Origin of the sequence: Dyella sp. (genome assembly GCF_035508675.1) — a bacterium.
In the GTDB taxonomy this organism is placed as follows: Bacteria; Pseudomonadota; Gammaproteobacteria; order Xanthomonadales; family Rhodanobacteraceae; genus Dyella_B.
Window position 1 is genome coordinate 1 of sequence record NZ_DATJMN010000062.1, and the last position, 3,682, is coordinate 3,682.

2 protein-coding genes are annotated in these 3,682 nt (G+C 61.5%); one reads left to right on the forward strand and one right to left on the reverse strand.

Features of this window, described 5'->3' with window-relative positions:
- Positions 1–2,279 (reverse strand): methylmalonyl-CoA mutase family protein (locus VMA74_RS03750; RefSeq protein ID WP_325364946.1); only part of this gene is annotated, 2,279 nt, incomplete at its 3' end.
- Between the two features lie 205 nt (positions 2,280–2,484).
- Between VMA74_RS03750 and VMA74_RS03755 the strand changes: the two genes are divergently transcribed.
- Positions 2,485–3,682, forward strand: a 1,198-nt coding sequence (locus VMA74_RS03755) for a dicarboxylate/amino acid:cation symporter (protein WP_325364948.1), incomplete at its 3' end; no start/stop codon positions are given.

Here is a 3,682-nt window from a genome sequence, read left to right on the forward strand (position 1 = left end):
TCGATCGCGGTGTTCATGAACATCGCGAGGATGATCGGCGCGGGGCCGTTGATGGTCATGGAGACGGAGCTGGTCGGCGCGCTGAGGTCGAAGCCGGAGTACAGCTTTTTCATGTCATCCAGCGTGGCGATGTTTACGCCGGAATTGCCGATCTTGCCGTAGATGTCGGGCCGCGGTGCAGGGTCTTCGCCGTACAGGGTGACGGAGTCGAAGGCGGTGGAAAGGCGTGTTGCCGCGCCGCCTTGGCTCAGGTAATGGAAGCGGCGGTTGGTGCGCTCGGGCGTGCCTTCGCCGGCGAACATGCGGGTGGGGTCTTCGCCGGTGCGGCGATACGGGTACACGCCGCCGGTGTAGGGGTAGTGGCCGGGCAGGTTTTCGCGCATCAGGAAGCGCAGCTGGTCGCCCCAGTCTTTGGTCTTGGGCGGCGATACCTTCGGGATTTTCTGGTGGCTGAGTGATTCGCGGTAGTTCTCTACGCGGATCACTTTGTCGCGCACCTTGTATTCGTTCACGTCGTCGGTGACGGATTTGTAGAGCTTGGGCCAGTCACGCAGCAGATGCAGGGCTTCGTGGCTGAGTTCGCGCAGGGCGGCGTTGTAGCGTTGGCGCAGGACGATGAGTGTGCGGTCTACGGACTCGTGCTGCGTTTCTGGTTTCAACTGGATTCCTCGCTCCTCAGAGCCGAGCACATCCATGTGCTCTCCCCGCGTACCGGCGTTCGCCGGAATGACGTCGTTGGGGTTTGCAGCAGCGTGGAGATCGTCGTGATCATAGCGCTCCAATGGGCGCGGCAATTTCAGATCGCCGATTTCTTTCAGCGATTCGTAGTAGTGCTGCGCCTTGCTGGCGAATTCGGCTTCGCGTTCGATCTCGGCGTTGATGCCCCTGCCCTGTTCGGCGATTTCCGCGAGGTAGCGCACGCGTGCGCCGGGTATGAGCACGGTGGCGCGCGGTTCTTTCAGTGATACGTCCAGCTTGGGTTTGAAATCGCAGTGGGCGGATTCGATGGCGTGCTCGCCGCCCTTGGATGCCAATTTGTCGCGCAGCAGGCGACACAGGTTGGTGAACATCCAGGTGACGCCCGGATCGTTGAACTGGCTGGCGATGGTGGGATACACCGGCACGTCTTCGTCTTTCAGGGTGAAGGCGTTGCGATTGCGCTTCCACTGCTTGCGCACGTCGCGCAGGGCATCTTCGGCGCCGCGCTTGTCGAATTTGTTGAGCACCACCAGTTCGGCGAAATCGAGCATGTCGATTTTTTCGAGCTGGCTGGCGGCGCCGTAGTCGCTGGTCATCACGTAGACGGGGAAGTCGACCAGGTCGACGATTTCCGAATCGCTTTGGCCGATGCCTGCCGTTTCCACGATCACCAGGTCGTACGGCTGGCTCTTGAGGAAACTGATGCAGTCATGCAGCACTTCGTTGGTGGCGGCGTTCTGGCGACGCGTGGCCATGGAGCGCATGTACACGCGATGGCTGCGCAATGCATTCATGCGGATGCGGTCGCCGAGCAGCGCGCCACCGCTGCGGCGGCGCGTGGGATCGACGGCAAGCACGGCGATGCGCATGTGCGGGAACGCGTGCAGGAAGCGCAACAGCAGTTCGTCCACCACCGAGGATTTACCAGCGCCGCCGGTGCCGGTCATGCCGAGCACGGGCGTGTGCTTGCCGGCCAGCGACCATTCCTTGCGCAGACGCGCGAGTTCGATGTCGCTCAACTTGCTTTCTTCGATGGCGGAGAGCATGTGGCCGATGCTGATTTCGTCATCGATGGTGATGTTGGCCGGGACGATGGCATCGTCCTGCTCGCGTTTGGCGGCGGCGTTGCCAGCGCGGTGCATGACGTCTTCGATCATTTCCACCAGGCCGAGCTTCATGCCGTCGTTGGGGTGGTAGATGCGCTCCACGCCGTAGGCTTGCAGCTCGCGGATTTCCTCCGGCGTGATGGTGCCGCCGCCGCCGCCGAACACGCGGATGTGGGCGGCGCCCCGCTCTTTGAGCATGTCCACCATGTACTTGAAGTACTCGACATGGCCGCCCTGGTAGGAAGACAGCGCAATGGCATCGGCGTCTTCCTGCAGCGCAGCACGAACTACGTCTTCCACCGAGCGGTTATGGCCCAGGTGAATCACTTCCGCGCCCTGCGATTGAATGATGCGGCGCATGATATTGATGGCGGCATCGTGGCCATCGAACAGGCTGGCGGCTGTGACGAAACGCAAGGGGCTGGTTTCAGTCTGCGCTGCAGTGGCAGGGACGTGCTTGGCGGGGGAACTCATGGGGACTCCGAGAACGTATGTTCCAAGTGCAACTATTCTAATGGCCTTACTTGTTAAACGGGTGCTTGCGTACGCAAACCCGTGCCGAAGGACGGCGCGGCGGGTGCAAAACCATGACTGCGGATTTTTCAAATTCCATCCAGATTTGCTAGGACGCATTCCGAAATCAGCGTTACTTGGGATGCACCTTCAGGAGGAATTCTTTATGCACGCAACCGTTGCCCCCTCACCTGCCAAGCGCCGCTTCCCGCGACTGCAGATGTGGCACCAGATTCTCATCGCGATGATCCTTGGCCTTGCGGTCGGGCATTTCGTCGGTGAGCCCGCGAAGATGTTGGCACCGTTGGGCGACGTTTTCATGTCGCTGATTCGCATGTGCGTGGTGCCGGTGGTGTTTGTCTCGGTGGTATGCGGCATTACCTCGCTCACCGACCTGGCGGCGATGCGCCGTATCGCGTGGAAATCGATCGCCATTTACATGGTGTCGATGGCGGTGATGGCCGTGCTTGCGATGGCTTCGGCCAGTTTCTTCCACGTCGGCAGCGGCTTGGGCCTGACAGTGGGCGCCGGCGAAGCGGTCGCCACCGAGTCGACCAGCCTGAAGGATGCGTTGCTGAGTGCGATTCCGTCCAACCCGTTCAAGGCGTTCGCGGAAGGCGCGTTGCTGCCGACGATTGTGTTTGCGGTGCTGTTTGGCCTGGCCGTCAACCTGACGGGTGAGAAGGCAGCGCCGGTGCGCAGCTTCTTCGATGGCATGTCGGCGGTGGTGTTCAAGCTGATCGGCATGGTGTTGAAGTTTGCGCCGATCGGTGTGTTTGGCCTGATGGCTTATGTGACGGCCGACCATGGTTTCTTGGTGCTTGGCCATCTGGGGGCGCTGGTGGCGGTCGCCTATGCGGTGATGATCTTCTTCATGCTGGTGCTGTGTGCGCTGATGCTGATGGCGTTCCGCCTGAATCCGCTGCCGTTCCTGCGCAAGGCGATTCCGGTGCAGTTGTTTGCTTACTCCTCCGCCAGCAGTGCGGCGACCTTGCCGCTGAATCTGGAAAACACGCAGCAGCGCCTGGGCGTGGATCCGCGCGTGGCCAGCTTCGTGTTGCCGCTGGGTTCGACCATCAATATGTCGGGGCTGGCGGTGTATCTGGGCACGGTGGCGATTTTTGCCAGTAATGCGTATGGCATCGAGTTGTCGCTGATGCAGATGGTGATGGTGGTGTTGACGGCCACGCTGGCCTCGATCGGCGCTGCCGGCGTGCCGGGCGCGGCGCTGGTGGTAATGAGCCTGGTGCTGTCGTCGGTGGGCTTGCCGCTGGAGGTGATTGCGGTGATTGCGGCAGTGGATCGCCTGCTTGACATGGGTTGCACGTCGGCGAACGTGACCGGCGACACGGTGACGGCGGTGA